We start from the raw sequence: 13,692 nt of genomic DNA, 5'->3' as shown, positions 1-13,692 counted from the left end.
CTGGAGCATGGCAACAACAAGAAAGAAAGCCGTTTCTTCCGGAGGTTCAACCGAACCTGGGCAGAACATTCACGAGCTGATGCCTCAGGCACAGGAGCGGGCTGGCCATCACGCGAGGAGGCGTGGACAGCCATTGGTCCAGGCTATCAACCAAGCTGCGCGTCGGAGGCTTGGCGAGGTGCGCCTGGAACGCGGACTCGTTGGCATAGAGCTCGTACAGGCGCAAGGAGTTCGGGTCGGTGGCGCAGCCTGGCACCGCATACAGGAGCGTTCCGGGCTCGGTCGCAGCCATGGCTAAGAGCGCTCAAGTGCCTCACGCAAGGCATCCATATGTTCGCGGCCGAACTTCGAGCTCAGATCAGTGCGTACAAATCACCTCCTGTGCAATTGCGTGAATGGGAAGAGTGTGGTTCGGATCCCTAACATCCTGGCGCTACTCACCGTCCCCACAAGGGAGCATTGTTTCAAATCAGCCTGCCCAGAAATACGTCTTGCACGCCGCGCTTGAATCCACGTCCTCGGTCCACCCGGCCGACTTTTGCGCGCAACCGAGTTCTCTTCTGCAGCCGATCCGCTTTTTTGCCCGGCGAGGCGCGCCGTACAGTGGTTCCGCTGTCTCATCACCACAGATCGGAGCTCACATGAAAGCAGTACAAATCCAGAAGTACGGCCCTGCAGAATCTCTTGCCATCACCGACGTCGACATGCCCGTGCCCGGGCCGGACGACGTCGTCATTCGCGTCCATGCTGTCGGCGTCAATCGCCTCGACCTTCTTCTTCGCGAAGGGAGCGTATTCCAAGTCCCGCTGCCACGCATTCCCGGCACGGATTTCGCCGGAGAGATCGTCGAAGTCGGAACAAATGTCAACAGTAGTCGGGTAGGCCAGCGCGTGTTCGCTGCCCCGATCCTGTCGTGTGGTCAGTGTGAACACTGTCTGCGTGGCGACGATAACCTCTGCAGCAAGTTCGGTACGGTCGGTTCGACCATCGATGGAGGCTATGCGCAGTTTGCTCGCGTCCCGGCCCGCAATGCCATTGAACTGCCCGCCCAGATGGACTACATCCGGGGTGCGAGCTTCGCCCTCACCTATGCGACGGCTGCCGCAATGTTGCGGCGCGGCCGGCTCGCAGAGGGTGAATGGGTGATGATCCTGGGCGCCAATGGCGGCCTCGGCTACGCCGCCGTAGAGCTGGCCAGCGCCATGGGTGCCGACGTTATTGCAATCGGCCGCACCGCCGATACTGACGAAGCGCTGCGCGGCGCTGGTGCTGCCTCAGTGGTGCTGGCCGGACCCCGCATGGCAGATCAGGTGATTGAGCTGACGGGCGGCCGTGGTGTCGATCTCGTTTTCGAGCACGTGGGTGCGGCCACTTTCGAGCAATCGGTGGCTTCACTCGCAATGGACGGCCGACTGGTTCTGGGCGGTGTGACGACTGGCACGGAGGCACCGATGGACCTGAAGGCACTGTTTGCACGCCGCTTGGAGGTCCTGGGTTGCCGGGGCAGCGGTCGCCGGGACCTGGAGCAAGTGTTAGATCTCGTGGCACGCGATAAAGTCAAGCCGCACATTCAGCAGGTGATGCCCCTGGAGCAGGCGGCACAGGCACATCGGGATCTGGAATCCGGTGTGCGTCTTGGAAAAATCATTCTGACTGTCTGAGGAGGACGTCATGTTCATTGTTCTGCTGCACTACGTTCAACCCCTGTCGGCAATCGAATCGTTCATCGAGCAGCATCGTGAATTTCTCGACCGGCACTATCGCGCTGGTCACTTCGTGTTGTCGGGCCCCCAAGTGCCGCGCGTCGGCGGTGTTATTCTTGTACGAAATCTGGATCGTCAGCAGTTGGATGCAGTGGTGGCGGAGGACCCCTTCTACCGCGAACGGCTGGCGCGATACGAAATCATCGAGTTCAGTCCCAACAAATTTGCTGACGGAGCCCGGCAACTGCTCGCACCGACCAACTGACAACCAACGGAAACACAAGCATGGACATGCTGGCGGCGATGCGAGTCTTCCAGAAGGTGGCCTCGACACTGAGCTTCACCGACGCTGGCGAGCTACTGGGTATCGCTGCTTCCAGCGTTTCCCGTCAAGTTGATTCGCTCGAAGAATACCTGGGCGTCAAGCTCTTGACCCGCAGCACCCGCCGGCTGGCGCTGACGGAGCCCGGCTGTACCTATAAGGAACAGTTGGATGCCTTGTTGGCCGAGCTGGATGCTGTTAACGAGAGCATTGCGTCGTTTGCCGACGAACCTCGCGGGCGGCTTAAAGTCAGTTCTCCACGGGTCTTTGGCAAGCGCTTGTTGACGCCGCTGGTTCCTTCGTTTCTCGCAGCATTTCCCAAGATCACGCTGGAGTTGTCGTTCACCGATGACTATGTCGACCTAGTCGAGACTGACACTGACCTGGCCATACGAATCGGTAAGCTTGGCGATTCCAGTCTCGTCTGCAGATCGCTAGGCCGTTATCGGCGGTTGCTCGTTTGTCACCCCGATTTTCTGAGCGGGCGAGAAATTCCACAATCCACTGCGGACCTGCTTCACCACAATTGCTTGCGTTACCGCCGCTCCGGCGAGCGGGTTGCCTGGAGCTTCGCGAATCCCGACGGCGAAGGCTGTGTCGAAGTGGTGCCACAAGGCGATCTGGTAGCCAACGATGTTGAGGTGTTGCTAGAAGCGGCTCTGGCCGGGATGGGCATCGCCCTGGTGCCTTACTGGTTGGCTCGCGAAGCGCTGGTTGCGGGGCGGCTGGTTCAGTTGCTGCCGGACTTTCCATTGATTAGCACGCTGCAGGACGCCGGGATTCACTTTGTCTACGCACTCAATCGGCGGCAGTCGCGCAAGGTGCACGCTTTCATCGAATACGTGCAGCATCACACCGCGGCCCTGCTCATCTGATGACCGAGAAGCCAGCCTCATCGCCACACGCGACAATCCGAACTTTCACTCAAGATAGTCGGCCATTGTGTCCCTTTCCCTTCCTGCTAGGTGTGCAAGCGTGGTATTGCCCACTCGATAGTCATGGTCCTCACAATATTGCCTTGCTTGGAGAACGAACTCGCCATCGACTACTGCCCCAAAGACGGCCAGTGGGCGGCAGCACCTCCGTGTGCCGTGAGGACCGCGGACTGATTCAGCAGGCCTTCGCGCAACGTTCCCCTGAAATCGTGTAGCTCAGGAAACTTCCGCTTTTCCGAATTGATGTTGGCTGCACGAGCCTTGAACTCAATGAGACGGAATTTCGCGCCTTCCGCGAAAAAGAGGTCGGCCGAAGCCTCTTCGGGCTTGCCATCCATCGGCATTGCCACGGACATTGGTGGCAGCGCCTGTTAAACGAATGCATATTCAACGGTCTTCTCCCACCAAGTGAGAGAATCATCCACGTGATGATTTTGCTCTGGCACCGCCTGGACATCGGGGATTTTGATATGCTCAATATCGGCACCGTTCCGATTTCCTTAACCGAGACATTTTCAACGTAGGTTAAACTCGTACCCGGTCGGCCTCAGCCAATGCACCGCGCATGTGTGGACGAACAAACGTGAAGCCATCGGGAAGATGCATACCATAGCGCTGGGCCAGGATGCGCTGAGTGGCGGAGACACCGCGTTTTCCTTGAGCTTATCGGGATCGCACGTCTCCATACAGTTTCCAGGCAAACACCCAAAAGAAAAGCCTCCCGAAGGAGGCTTCCGACAAACTGGTTCGAAATTAACTAGCGACGCGAATGCGACGGCCTGCCAGCACGGATCCGTGCACCGTTGGCTCTTCAATCTTGCTGCGACGAGCCGCCGCAGTGCTCGTCGCCAGTGCGAACGCTGCCAATCGCGCACGAATGGCTTCCGGCGATTCAAACTGCCCGTTCTTGCGAACAAGGCGTGTGGTGTTGGCTTTCATGGTTCGGCTCCCTCGGCTGCTGCCGACAATTCGTCGCACAGGTTCCGGCTCTCGATTTTACTATTTTTCTTAACTTCGCGATGAAGGCCAAGTTCCTTCTAGTAGGAAACCAGTTCCGGGATAGGACGCTGCAGTGAAGCCACAGTGCAGCCAAACGCGGCGGCGAAGAATTTGAGATGCCGAATCGCCACTTTTGCAACCTGCCCCTTCAAATGGTTGGGTTCTGGCGCTCGGCTGAGCAGGTGAATGGAGACAACAACATGCCCATTGCTGATGCGACCCAGAAGTCAGCGCGCAAAGAACCGGCGACCCATCCTGTACTTCCGCATAGATCGCCGCTTCCACGCGGCGCGGCCGGCGCCGCGCCCGCGTCAGTTCATGTTCCCACGACCATCCGGGCACGAACCGACTCATGATCCATTTATCAGCGTCGGCGACATCCCGCCTGGAAATCGGACAAAAACTCGCGCGCTCCCCGTTCGAGCGAGAGCGCTTCACTAGCCGATTGCCCAGCCAATTCCCGACGCAGTTCGCATCGCCCCTCGGCATCCTGCCATTCTGCGCGACTGCCTCGCTATGCCGTGCATTTCTTCAGCGCATGTGAACCGCGCAAAAGAAGGACTCTACAGATTGCAGCACAAGGCAAACACGTTTCGCTGTCAAGAAAAGTACTCCATCAGACACGTTTACAAATCGTGTTGCGGTGACACAACCGGAAACGTGCCTCGTGAGTGGGCCTGTGAGTCGGGCACGCGAGGGTCCGTATAAAACTCGGAACGCAGCAGCGCCTGTCGTGACAGCGCTTCATTGCTGTCCAGCCAGTGGCCGGCGCCTTGCCTCATGGCGACGTGTGCCAGCATGTCGAGCCGGTGATAGTGCGTCGAATAGGCGGCGAACTTCATACGCTGAAGTTCTGTGAGTCAGCGCAAAACGTCGTATTCATCGGTGGCCCCGGAACAGGCAAGACCCATCTGGCGAGCTCGATAGGGATTGAGGCCATCCAGCAGCACACGAAACGAGTGCGCTTCTTCTCCACGGTGGAGTTGGTCAATCTCCGGGAGGCGGAGAAAGCGATAGGCAAGCCGGGGCAGCTCGCACATCGTCTCATGTATGTGGACGCGGTCGTCCTCGACGAGTTGGGCTATCTACCCTTCACCCAAACTGGCGGCGCGCTGCTGTTCCACCTGTTCTCGAAACTGTATGAGCGTACTAGCATCATCAATCATCACGACCAATCTCAGCTTCATAGAAGGGGAAAGTGTGTTTGGTGACGCAAAGATGACCACCGCACTGTTAGACCGATTGACGCATCACTGCTACATCGTCGAAACAGGGAACGATTCATGGCGAATCAGGCATAGCAGTGCAGCAGAAAAGAAGAAGCCCCAGACCCGGAAGAACAGCCAGAAAACGACAACTGCAGTGCCAGAATCTACACCAGAGGAGCTGTGACTATGAAGCGAGGGTGGGTCAAATTTAGATGAAAACGGCGGGTCAGTATTCGATGGACATCAGCACCGTGCAACTTCTCCACCCGACCTGTAACCTCCCCCAGCACCCTGCCCTTGTTCAAACGACTGAGGTCGCAAACGATCTTGTTAAAGTACTTTCCCGTCACCGTGCCGTCGTCGTGCTGAGAACCCTGGAACGCCGCCGAAATTGTTTCTAGCAGCCAGAGTATCTCCTGCACTGCGAGCCGGTTCTTCCCCTCGCTAAGTAGCCGATCGGACTCATCCAGCGATTGTTGATCGAGCCGCCTGGAGGAGCTTGCCGGCGTCAGAGGCAGGCTCCAACCCGCTACCGGCATTCGCTCCAGCACGGTTCTGGAGTCAGCTTTCGACGTACACCAGCCGCTCAGCGCTTCGTCTCAGCGCGCGCGGGGCTCCAGCTAAAATGGGAGCCAGCCCAACTCGCCCGACAGTCGATGCCTCTCATCATTAACGACCAGATCAGCATTCACAGAGGCCCGTTATACAAGTACAAGTCGTTGAGCGGTGCAAACTTCGAGCACACGCTGGAGATACTGCGGGACAATAAAATTTTCTGCCCGACTCCGCGCCAGCTTAACGATCCGGAGGAATGCCGGCCTGACCTAGTAATCGGAGACCTGAGCGATCGAGCGTACAAGGCCAAAATCGAAGCGTGGGCACGGCGTTGCATCGCACATCGAGACACTCAGCCAACCGAGGCAGAGATTCAGAATGAACTCGCCCAACTGACGCCCGGGAAACTGGCGCAGATGGCTGGCGCGACCGCCGGTCTATACCATATGGCAATAGATGAGCAGTACCGGATCCTCAGCATGGCGCTATCGCCTTTAAATGGTCACCTTTGGAGCGCGTATGCGGCGGATTACACCGGCGTTTGTATCCAACTCAATATCACTCAGCTCGTAGCGACCGCCTATCACGTGAAGTACAGCGATAACGTTCCGCTGTTGGACTTGGTAGATGACAATGGCTTCGCGTCCCTGGACATGACCGCCCTGCGGAAGCGCAAAGCTTGGCAACCAGAGGGAGAGGCGCGATTCATCCTGCGAGAGCCACCGCTAACCGAGGATCGACCGCTCGTGAACCAGAAGTTGCGCCTAGATGTCAACGCCAATCGAAATTTGCACGCTCGGGGCGGCCGATACTTGCAAAGAGCTGAGCCAATGTTCCTGCGCTCATTGTGCGGCGCAGTATTGATGGGATGCCCCCCGTGAAATAGATGCACAGCATCCGCTCCAGTCCGATCGGCGGCCGCCCGCGTTTGCCCTTGGGGTAGTACGGCTCGACTGCCGCTATCAGCCGCGACCTCGGCGCCGCGCTTTCCATTTCCGCCAGAAAGCGCTGACGGCGTGTTACCCGCTTCTTGCCATGGCTTTCGGCTTCCGCACAACTGATCTGTCGCTTCATCACCGGACCGCGGATCTTGGGTACCTATGACAACGCACATCCGCAATGCGATGACTCGCGCATTGTTTTAATGCCATTCGTGGCAGAAACAGGGAGGAAATGCGCCCCCGGGTGTTGCGGTGCGGCGAGCCTTCGGGCAGAATCGGCGGCTTGCGGAGATGGCATACCTCCCTTAACCGCCGATCCCATCGGCTGATGATGCCTACAGGTTCCTGGACAGGGAAGTTGTAGGCACACGCCCATACGGCGTCCTGCCGTCCAGGTTTGAGTTCTTCGAATCTGGTCCTCATGAAGAAAAAGTACGCTCCCCCGGAGCAATTGGCCATGCTGCCGTATCTGGTCCGCTGGCTGTTCTTGGGCTCGCTGATTGGCATCCTGGCCGGTCTCGGCTCAGCTGCGCTCCTACTGGCGCTGGATTGGGCAACTGGCACGCGCACGTCGCATCCATGGCTGCTCTGTTTCCTGCCCCTGGCGGGCTTGGCCGTCGGCCTGCTCTACCACTACACCGGGCGCTCGGTCGAAGGCGGCAACAACCTGCTGATCGACGAGATTCACGACCCGAAGCGCATCGTGCCCAAGCGCATGGCGCCGCTGATCCTGCTCGGCACGATCGTAACGCATCTCTTTGGCGGCTCGGCCGGACGCGAAGGCACCGCCGTGCAGATGGGCGGCAGCTTTGCGGATTATCTGACCCGGCTGTTCCGGCTCGACAAGGACGAGCGCCGCATCCTGCTGATGTCGGGCATCAGCGCAGGCTTTGCGTCGGTGTTCGGTACCCCGCTGGCGGGTGCGGTGTTCGGGCTGGAAGTGCTCGCCATCGGACGCTTGCGCTACGACGCGATCCTGCCGTGCTTCGTCGCGGCCATCGTCGGCGACCTGGTGCCGCCGCTGCTCGGTGTCCACCACACGCCGTACGCGATCCCGCTCGTGCCGCATCTCACGCCGCTGGCGATCGGAGCGGTGGTGATCGCCGGCATCGTTTTCGGCTTGGCGGGCATGACCTTCTCCGAGTTGACGCATCGACTCTCCCGTGCCTTGAAGAAGCGTATTCCGTTTGGCCCGCTGCGCCCGTTTCTGGGCGGCTGCGTGGTGGCTGCAGCCGCCATGGCGCTCGGCACGGACAAATATCTGGGCTTGGGCATCCCGACTATCGTGGATGCATTTCACAACCCGCTGCCCGCATGCGACTTTGCCGGCAAGATCGCCTTCACAGTCGTGACGCTGGCCTCCGGCTTCAAGGGTGGCGAAGTCACGCCGCTCTTCTACATCGGAGCGGCCCTCGGCAATGCGCTCGGCTATGTGCTGCCGCTGCCGTTCCCGCTGCTCGCCGGCCTGGGCTTCGTCGCTGTGTTCGCGGGTGCGGCTAACACGCCAATCGCATCGACCATCATGGCGATCGAGCTGTTTGGGCCGGAAGTCGGCACCTTTGCCGGCATCGCCTGCGTGGTGAGCTACCTCTTCTCCGGGCACACCGGCATCTATCACGCACAGCGTGTCGGTCAGGCCAAGCGCGCGTTCGTCCCGGAGGGGCTGCGTCTGTCCGAGGTTCCAGCATTCCAGCAAACGTCCACCGCAGCCGCGCTGGCTGCGCAACCTGAAGATGCTTCGCGCCAACCATGAGCAAGATCGTTTCCCTGCGTCTGTATTTCCATCACGCGGCCCGTACCCACCACCCGGGTGGCTGGCGCCGACTGCTGCGCCCCACGCTCGCACGCCACTTGCTCTTGCACGCTAACAAGGCCGGCATCGAACAGGCCATCCTGCACAAGGTGCATGCCGGCTATCTGCGAGGCGGCAAGCTCCGTCATCACCACGTCGACGCTTCGCACGGGCACCTGCCACACTGCCTGGAGCTGATCGACCTGGAACCGAAGCTGCGCCGCTTCCTGGAACACCACGCGGTGCACCTACGCGATGTTAGGGCCGTGTTCATGCCGTGCGAGGTGCACGAGCCAGCGCCCGCCAAACCGGCCATGGCTTGAGCAAGCCCCTGGCGTCCGACGGCGCGGGCTCTATCCTGATAGCAGTAAGAACGCGTTGAGGCATTCTCGGCCCATTCCGGGCCCTCAACGCGCTAACAAAAACAACGGAGGCTGCGAAATGCTGTCATTTGCTGCGGCTGTCGGCATGGGTGGAGCCTTCGGCTCCATCCTCCGATGGATGATCGGCTCATGGCTCAACCCCTTGTGGGCGGCTGTCCCGCTGGGAACCGCCTTCGCCAATGTCTCCGGTTGCTTCTGCATTGGGCTGTCCAGCGCGTTTTTTTCGTCGCACGCCGCGTTGGCACCGGAATGGCGGCTTGGCATCATCACCGGTATCCTTGGCGGTTACACGACCTTCTCGACCTTCACGCTGGAGGTGCTCACGATGTTGCAGGAGGGACGATTGCTTGCCGCCGTGGGCACGCTCGCTCTGCACCTGGGTAGCGGGCTCGTGCTTGCCGCACTCGGCATGGCGATTGGCATGCGGGCGTGGGGTGAATAGGATCGATCATGAAAAAAGGATATCAAGTCACTTTCTTCGCGCAGCAGAGCCACGTGCACGGCGACAGGCCGGCGGCTGAATGGCTGATGGAACTGCTGGCATCGATGGGCATTCAAGGTGCCACCATGATGGTCTGCACAGAAGGCATTGGGCACCACCATCACCTCCACGCCTACCACCTATTCTCGAAACACGATCAGCCTGTCGAGGTCTCGATGGTCGTCACGGCAGGGGACTGCGAGCGGGTGTTCGCCCGGCTCAATGAGGAGGCAGGATTGGCGCTCTTCTATGCGCGCACGCCCGTGGAATTCGGTGAGGCAGGCGGCGGTCCGGGCACCTGACGGGAGTGGCCTTTCTCGCTTGCAGACTGAAGTATCGGCTTGTATTCTTAGCTGCAGGGAGATGACATCCTCCTCGAACCGCCGCAAGGCTAATGATGTCTGCCAAGCCCAAGAACCTATGGGCATGCAGACGGATTGACGCCCTATCCCCGTGCATGCCCCTTGTTTTGCGAGGGATATGCACCATGATTTGCTCCCACGTCGTTTTTGCCCCGTCCGTCAGTTCAGACGGAGGTCATCATGGCTGAAATCTGGCCTGTTGCCTCTCTGTGGCTCGGCCTCGCGCTGCTGGCGACACTGCTGTCGATCTGGCTGCCTGTGGCGACGGCCCTGTCTGAGATCGTCGTCGGTACCGTGGCGCAGCTGGTCATCGGCGCATTCATCGGCCGAAGCCTGCTGCAGGCCGACGCGTCATGGATCCAGTTTCTGTCCGGTACGGGCGCCATCGTGCTGACGTTCCTGGCGGGTGCCGAGCTTGACCCAGCCGTCTTCCGCCTTCGATGGCGCGAGGCATCGGGCATTGGGCTGGTCGGCTTCTTCCTGCCATTTCTCGGCTGCTTTGCCGCCGCGAAGTGGATTCTCGGCTGGTCGACGCTATCGAGTTGGCTCGCGGGCGTGGCGCTGTCGACGACATCAGTGGCAGTGGTCTACGCCGTCATGCTCGAGTTCGGGCTTAACAAGACGACTTACGGCAAGACGCTGCTCGCGGCCTGTTTCGTCAACGATCTGGGCACGGTGCTCGCGCTGGGCTTTATCTTCTCGCCGTTCACCTGGAAGACCGCCGTGTTCTTTGGCGGCATTGTTGTCGCGTTCCTGATCCTGCCGTGGCTCACGCCGCGCTTTTTCCGCTGGTATGGAGGGCGCCCCTCAGAGTTGGAGGCGAAGTTCCTCTTGCTGGTGCTATTCGCGCTGGGCGCGCTCGCCACGTGGGCTGGGAGCGAAGCGGTATTGCCCGCCTACTTGGTGGGTATGGTGCTGGCGGGCACCGTCGGCAAGGATCACGCGCTAATTCGGCGCCTGCGCACGTTGACGTTCGGACTGCTAACCCCGTTCTACTTCATCCGGGCTGGCTCGTTCGTGTCGGTCGACGCGCTGATCGCCGCACCGGCGGCATTCGTGATCTTGCTCGCGGCCAAGGTTGCCACTAAGAGCGTCGGCGTCTATCCGGTCGCCCGGCTATATGGGTCACCGAACCAGGAGGCCTGGTACACGACAATGCTCATGTCGACCGGGCTGACGTTCGGCAGTATCTCGGCGCTGTTCGGGCTGACGCACGGCATCATTGATCGCGCGCAGTACTCGTATCTGGTCGCCACCGTCATCGGCAGCGCCGTGGTGCCGACGCTCATCGGCAATGCCTTCTTCCTGCCGCATCACTTGCTGCCGCAAGAGGACGGAAAGCCGTCTCCGCAGGTGGCTGAAGTGACGACCAGTGAATGACTTAGGAGGTCGCAATGTTCTCAAAGATCCTTGTTCCATTCGACGTGTCGTCCTCCTCGGAAAAGGCGTTCGACATGGCGCTCAAACTCCTGACGGACAAGCCCGACGCGACCCTGCACGTCCTGTCGGTAGCACGCACCCCGGAGATTGCAGATGACGTGGGGACCGAGGCCGAACTTGAGCACGCGCGTGCCTACTACTCCGGTAATTTCGGGGCACTCGCACGGCGGGCCAAGACGATCGGCATTGAAGCGACCTTTCATCTGCGGGCGGGGCATCCTGCCGGCCAGATTGTAGATTTTGCGGAAGAACTGGGCGTCGAACTCATCGTGATGGGACACCGTGGGCGCAGCGCGATTGAACGCTGGCTCGTGGGGTCGGTCGCGCGAGCCGTGATTGACCATGCCAATTGCCCGGTACTTGTGGTCCGATGACAGGAGACGCTACCGATGATCGACCTTGCAATCCCGGGCTTTGGCTGGCTGAAGCTGCATGCCGCAGTGTTCGACTTCAACGGCACGCTAGCACTGGATGGCGAACTGCTGCCCGGCGTGGCCGAGCGCATGCACCGATTGGCGGACCAGCTTGACATCTACGTGGTCACCGGGGACACCCATGGGACGGCGACAAAGCAGTTGCAGTCGTTGCCCTGCAAGGCCGAAATCTTGCAGGCGGAGGGCCAGGCCAAGGCCAAGCAGGCCTTCCATGGCCGCCTGCCGCTCGATGGGGTCGCGGCGATCGGCAACGGCCGAAACGACCTTCACATGCTGCAATGCGCTCAGTTAGCAATTGCCGTGATGGGATCGGAAGGCATGGCGACCGAGATCATGGTGGCAGCGGATCTCGTGGTCACCGACATCCATGCCGCATTCGATTTGCTGCTGCACCCCCGACGCTTGCTTGCAGGCCTGCGGGCCTGATTGTCAGGTTGACGCGCCCACACTCGGAGAGAGCCATGTTCGATATAAGCCATCCACTACGGCAGAGAGGCCCGGCGTACCGCTCGACCATGGTCTTTGTGGTCCTAGTTGGCGTGCTCAGTTTCTTCGCAGACTTCACCTACGAAGGCGCTCGCAGCGTGGCGGGGCCGTTCCTCGCCTCACTGGGCGTTGGCGCTGGCCTGCTTGGGGGTGATTGTTGGCCTGGGCGAGTTGCTCGGGTATAGCCTGAGGTTGGTCACCGGCCGATTCGCAGACGCCACTGGGCTACTGTGGCCTACCACCATCGTGGGCTACATCGTGCAGATGGTCTCGGTGCCGTTGCTGGCGTTCGCGCCGAATTGGCGAACGGCGGCCGGTCTGTTCATCTTGGAACGGATTGGCAAGGCGATTCGCAACCCGCCGCGCGATGTGATGCTCTCGCACGCCGGTGACCAGCTCGGCGGTTACGGCTGGGCATTTGGTCTACACGAGGCGCTGGACCAGTTTGGTGCAATGTTCGGGCCCCTGGTGGTGGCGGCACTCGTGGCGGCTCGAGGCGACTACCGGCTAGCGTTCAGCGCGTTGGCCATTCCTGCCGCACTCAATCTGCTGTGCGTGGCCGCAGCGCGGCTGGTGTACCCCCATCCTGAACGGTTCGCGTCCAAATCTGCCGAGACAGTCGCCGGCCCATCGAACCTGCCGCAAGCCTTCTGGATTTATCTGGCGGCGGCCGGCTTGGTGGCAGCAGGCTTTGCCGACTATCCCCTCATCGCATTCCACTTCGCCAAGAAGCACCTCTTTGGCGCTGAATGGGTACCCTTGCTCTACGTCATCGCCATGGCCTGTAGTGGTGGCGCGTCGCTTTTGTTTGGGCGCCTGTTCGACAGGTTCGGATTCCGCGTCGTGCTGTGGCTGGCGGTGGTTACCTGGCTTTATGCACCGCTGGTCTGGCTCGGCGGCTTTGTGTCGGCAGTCTTTGGCGCCGTCTTGTGGGGGGTGGGCATCGGCGTGCATGAGTCGGTCATTCCCGCAGCCGTCACACCGCTGGTTGCCCGCAACAAGCGTGCCTCCGCTTTCGGGCTGTTCACTGCCGGCTATGGTATTTGTTGGTTCCTTGGCAGCGTCGTTATCGGCGTCGCATATGAGCATCACGTCACATGGGCGCTGGCCTTCTGCGTGGTCACCCAGTTGCTGTCGATACCGCTGTTCGCGCTGGCGGGCAAGGGCATGCGCAATCCTGCGGGTGACCTACACTGATCGCATAGGTCCCGCTACAACGGGCAGCAGACCCAGGGAGTCCATCGTGCACGGTTACCAAGTCACCCTCTACACGGTCGAAAATCGGCGCTACCACGGCAAACAGCTGTCGCATTGGCTAATAGAACTGATGCGTGAGCTGAAGTTCCGTGGTGCCACGCATGTCGTTGCGGCAGAAGGCATCGGCCACGACCATCGCTTCCATAGCTGGCATTTCGTGGAGCTGGCCGACCGCCCGGAGGAGATCACCATGATCGCCACCGAAGCCGAGATGCAGACCCTGTTCGAGCGCCTGGCCAAAGAGGATGTGAAGGTGTTCTACGCGAAGTTCCCGGTCGAGTTTGGCTTCCTCGGCAAGAGTGCCCCGGCCCCCGAAGCTGAAGGAGTTGGCGCCTAACCGTGCCGCGACGTCTCTCGCTGTGAACAGACCGATTGGATGCCTGCGGGGTGCTAT

General features: G+C 60.4%; 17 protein-coding genes, 1 pseudogene and 2 riboswitches. Of the genes and pseudogenes, 14 read left to right on the top strand and 4 right to left on the bottom strand.

Features of this window, described 5'->3' with window-relative positions:
- Positions 1-46: 46 nt before the first annotated feature.
- The gene (locus AC1RKI_RS26560) at positions 47-292 is read right to left on the bottom strand and encodes an antibiotic biosynthesis monooxygenase (RefSeq protein ID WP_227461546.1); all 246 of its coding nucleotides are present in this window, start codon (positions 290-292) and stop codon (positions 47-49) included.
- A 349-nt stretch (positions 293-641) separates the two neighbouring features.
- Between AC1RKI_RS26560 and AC1RKI_RS26555 the strand changes: the two genes are divergently transcribed.
- Genes AC1RKI_RS26555 through AC1RKI_RS26545 form a run of 3 tightly spaced genes read left to right on the top strand, consistent with a single transcriptional unit; the run spans position 642 to position 2,900 of the window.
- Entirely contained in the window at positions 642-1,661 is a 1,020-nt protein-coding gene (locus AC1RKI_RS26555; protein WP_227461545.1) for an alcohol dehydrogenase catalytic domain-containing protein, read from the top strand.
- Positions 1,662-1,671: 10 nt separating this feature from the next.
- A complete protein-coding gene (locus AC1RKI_RS26550; protein ID WP_227461544.1) occupies positions 1,672-1,968 on the top strand; it encodes a YciI family protein in 297 nt (98 codons plus the stop codon).
- 20 nt (positions 1,969-1,988) lie between these two features.
- Positions 1,989-2,900: a LysR family transcriptional regulator gene (locus AC1RKI_RS26545; RefSeq protein ID WP_227461543.1), complete on the top strand. Its 912-nt coding sequence runs from the start codon at positions 1,989-1,991 to the stop codon at positions 2,898-2,900.
- A 170-nt stretch (positions 2,901-3,070) separates the two neighbouring features.
- Here the strand turns inward: AC1RKI_RS26545 and AC1RKI_RS26540 are convergent, their stop codons facing one another.
- Together AC1RKI_RS26540 and AC1RKI_RS26535 are read right to left on the bottom strand one after the other, a co-directional pair.
- Positions 3,071-3,298 carry a hypothetical protein gene (locus tag AC1RKI_RS26540; protein WP_227461542.1) on the bottom strand — a complete coding sequence of 76 codons (228 nt, stop codon included), beginning with the start codon at positions 3,296-3,298 and terminating at the stop codon, positions 3,071-3,073.
- A gap of 415 nt (positions 3,299-3,713) precedes the next feature.
- A complete protein-coding gene (locus AC1RKI_RS26535) occupies positions 3,714-3,899 on the bottom strand; it encodes a hypothetical protein (RefSeq protein ID WP_227461541.1) in 186 nt (61 codons plus the stop codon).
- A gap of 893 nt (positions 3,900-4,792) precedes the next feature.
- Here AC1RKI_RS26535 and AC1RKI_RS26530 point away from each other — a divergent pair.
- Both AC1RKI_RS26530 and AC1RKI_RS26525 read left to right on the top strand, forming a co-directional pair.
- Positions 4,793-5,351 (top strand): annotated as a pseudogene (locus tag AC1RKI_RS26530) (ATP-binding protein); the annotation flags it as partial.
- 472 nt (positions 5,352-5,823) lie between these two features.
- Positions 5,824-6,603, top strand: coding sequence for a hypothetical protein (locus AC1RKI_RS26525; RefSeq protein WP_227461540.1), 780 nt, complete (start codon positions 5,824-5,826; stop codon positions 6,601-6,603).
- Here the strand turns inward: AC1RKI_RS26525 and AC1RKI_RS26520 are convergent.
- Positions 6,494-6,796, bottom strand: coding sequence for a transposase (locus tag AC1RKI_RS26520; RefSeq protein ID WP_477147881.1), 303 nt, complete (start codon positions 6,794-6,796; stop codon positions 6,494-6,496). The genes AC1RKI_RS26525 and AC1RKI_RS26520 overlap by 110 nt on opposite strands.
- Positions 6,797-6,941: 145 nt before the next feature.
- A riboswitch (Fluoride riboswitch) is annotated at positions 6,942-7,008 on the top strand.
- Positions 7,009-7,084: 76 nt separating this feature from the next.
- On the opposite strand from AC1RKI_RS26520, the gene AC1RKI_RS26515 reads away from it, so the two are divergent.
- The 9 genes from AC1RKI_RS26515 to AC1RKI_RS26475 all read left to right on the top strand — a co-directional run bounded on the left by AC1RKI_RS26515 (position 7,085) and on the right by AC1RKI_RS26475 (position 13,635).
- The gene (locus AC1RKI_RS26515; RefSeq protein ID WP_227461539.1) at positions 7,085-8,416 is read left to right on the top strand and encodes a voltage-gated chloride channel family protein; all 1,332 of its coding nucleotides are present in this window, start codon (positions 7,085-7,087) and stop codon (positions 8,414-8,416) included.
- Entirely contained in the window at positions 8,413-8,778 is a 366-nt protein-coding gene (locus tag AC1RKI_RS26510) for a DUF190 domain-containing protein (protein ID WP_227461538.1), read from the top strand. Before AC1RKI_RS26515 ends, AC1RKI_RS26510 begins: the two co-directional genes overlap by 4 nt.
- A 118-nt stretch (positions 8,779-8,896) precedes the next feature.
- Positions 8,897-9,280 carry a fluoride efflux transporter CrcB gene (gene crcB, locus AC1RKI_RS26505; RefSeq protein WP_227461537.1) on the top strand — a complete coding sequence of 128 codons (384 nt, stop codon included), beginning with the start codon at positions 8,897-8,899 and terminating at the stop codon, positions 9,278-9,280.
- An 8-nt stretch (positions 9,281-9,288) separates the two neighbouring features.
- The gene (locus tag AC1RKI_RS26500) at positions 9,289-9,621 is read left to right on the top strand and encodes a DUF190 domain-containing protein (protein ID WP_227461536.1); all 333 of its coding nucleotides are present in this window, start codon (positions 9,289-9,291) and stop codon (positions 9,619-9,621) included.
- A gap of 48 nt (positions 9,622-9,669) precedes the next feature.
- A riboswitch (Fluoride riboswitch) is annotated at positions 9,670-9,730 on the top strand.
- Between the two features lie 131 nt (positions 9,731-9,861).
- Positions 9,862-11,061, top strand: coding sequence for a cation:proton antiporter (locus AC1RKI_RS26495; protein WP_227461535.1), 1,200 nt, complete (start codon positions 9,862-9,864; stop codon positions 11,059-11,061).
- A 14-nt stretch (positions 11,062-11,075) separates the two neighbouring features.
- The gene (locus tag AC1RKI_RS26490; RefSeq protein WP_227461534.1) at positions 11,076-11,495 is read left to right on the top strand and encodes a universal stress protein; all 420 of its coding nucleotides are present in this window, start codon (positions 11,076-11,078) and stop codon (positions 11,493-11,495) included.
- Positions 11,496-11,510: 15 nt separating this feature from the next.
- A complete protein-coding gene (locus AC1RKI_RS26485; protein WP_227461533.1) occupies positions 11,511-11,981 on the top strand; it encodes an HAD family hydrolase in 471 nt (156 codons plus the stop codon).
- A gap of 210 nt (positions 11,982-12,191) precedes the next feature.
- Positions 12,192-13,238, top strand: coding sequence for an MFS transporter (locus tag AC1RKI_RS26480; RefSeq protein ID WP_227461607.1), 1,047 nt, complete (start codon positions 12,192-12,194; stop codon positions 13,236-13,238).
- A 46-nt stretch (positions 13,239-13,284) separates the two neighbouring features.
- Positions 13,285-13,635, top strand: a complete 351-nt coding sequence (locus AC1RKI_RS26475; protein ID WP_227461532.1) for a DUF190 domain-containing protein — start codon at positions 13,285-13,287, stop codon at positions 13,633-13,635.
- Positions 13,636-13,692 lie beyond the last annotated feature (57 nt).

This window comes from Cupriavidus sp. GW822-FHT06G04, assembly GCF_058799075.1.
This window is presented reverse-complemented; position numbering and strand designations above follow the sequence as displayed.

Excerpts from the sequence above, each read along its gene's own strand:
- AC1RKI_RS26560 (WP_227461546.1), bottom strand. The coding sequence starts at position 292 with ATGGCTGCGACCGAGCCCGGAACGCTCCTGTATGCGGTGCCAGGCTGC.
- AC1RKI_RS26555 (WP_227461545.1), top strand. The coding sequence starts at position 642 with ATGAAAGCAGTACAAATCCAGAAGTACGGCCCTGCAGAATCTCTTGCC.
- AC1RKI_RS26550 (WP_227461544.1), top strand. The coding sequence starts at position 1,672 with ATGTTCATTGTTCTGCTGCACTACGTTCAACCCCTGTCGGCAATCGAA.
- AC1RKI_RS26545 (WP_227461543.1), top strand. The coding sequence starts at position 1,989 with ATGGACATGCTGGCGGCGATGCGAGTCTTCCAGAAGGTGGCCTCGACA.
- AC1RKI_RS26540 (WP_227461542.1), bottom strand. The coding sequence starts at position 3,298 with ATGGATGGCAAGCCCGAAGAGGCTTCGGCCGACCTCTTTTTCGCGGAA.
- AC1RKI_RS26535 (WP_227461541.1), bottom strand. The coding sequence starts at position 3,899 with ATGAAAGCCAACACCACACGCCTTGTTCGCAAGAACGGGCAGTTTGAA.
- AC1RKI_RS26525 (WP_227461540.1), top strand. The coding sequence starts at position 5,824 with ATGCCTCTCATCATTAACGACCAGATCAGCATTCACAGAGGCCCGTTA.
- AC1RKI_RS26520 (WP_477147881.1), bottom strand. The coding sequence starts at position 6,796 with ATGAAGCGACAGATCAGTTGTGCGGAAGCCGAAAGCCATGGCAAGAAG.
- AC1RKI_RS26515 (WP_227461539.1), top strand. The coding sequence starts at position 7,085 with ATGAAGAAAAAGTACGCTCCCCCGGAGCAATTGGCCATGCTGCCGTAT.
- AC1RKI_RS26510 (WP_227461538.1), top strand. The coding sequence starts at position 8,413 with ATGAGCAAGATCGTTTCCCTGCGTCTGTATTTCCATCACGCGGCCCGT.
- crcB (WP_227461537.1), top strand. The coding sequence starts at position 8,897 with ATGCTGTCATTTGCTGCGGCTGTCGGCATGGGTGGAGCCTTCGGCTCC.
- AC1RKI_RS26500 (WP_227461536.1), top strand. The coding sequence starts at position 9,289 with ATGAAAAAAGGATATCAAGTCACTTTCTTCGCGCAGCAGAGCCACGTG.
- AC1RKI_RS26495 (WP_227461535.1), top strand. The coding sequence starts at position 9,862 with ATGGCTGAAATCTGGCCTGTTGCCTCTCTGTGGCTCGGCCTCGCGCTG.
- AC1RKI_RS26490 (WP_227461534.1), top strand. The coding sequence starts at position 11,076 with ATGTTCTCAAAGATCCTTGTTCCATTCGACGTGTCGTCCTCCTCGGAA.
- AC1RKI_RS26485 (WP_227461533.1), top strand. The coding sequence starts at position 11,511 with ATGATCGACCTTGCAATCCCGGGCTTTGGCTGGCTGAAGCTGCATGCC.